This is a genomic window from Christiangramia aquimixticola, assembly GCF_048285835.1.
Classification (GTDB): Bacteria; Bacteroidota; Bacteroidia; order Flavobacteriales; family Flavobacteriaceae; genus Christiangramia; species Christiangramia aquimixticola.
Window position 1 is genome coordinate 1 of sequence record NZ_JBLVTL010000236.1, and the last position, 295, is coordinate 295.

Sequence of the window (295 nt, forward strand, 5' to 3'; positions counted from 1 at the left end):
TGTGGTGGATGATGGGAGAACCAAACGGACTTTTAATCTTAATAGGCCCTATCATGGTGTTTTAATGCCTTCAGGCTTGTGGAGAGAGTTAAATAATTTTTCATCGGGATCCATCTGTTTGGTTTTGGCTTCCAATAAATATGATGAAAAGGATTATATCCGAGATTACCAAGATTTTATAAAGTTTAAAAGATGATCCATCCTTTAGCAGAAGTTTACACCAAGCATATAGGCGAAGGAACAAAAATCTGGCAGTTTAGTATTGTCTTGGAAGGAGCTAGTATTGGTAAGGATT

Annotated in this window: 1 protein-coding gene; it reads left to right on the plus strand. The window is 36.6% G+C overall.

The window, feature by feature from the left end:
• Window positions 1-196, plus strand: a 196-nt coding sequence (locus ACNKXV_RS14285; protein ID WP_417908378.1) for a WxcM-like domain-containing protein, incomplete at its 5' end; no start/stop codon positions are given.
• Between the last annotated feature and the right edge of the window lie 99 nt (window positions 197-295).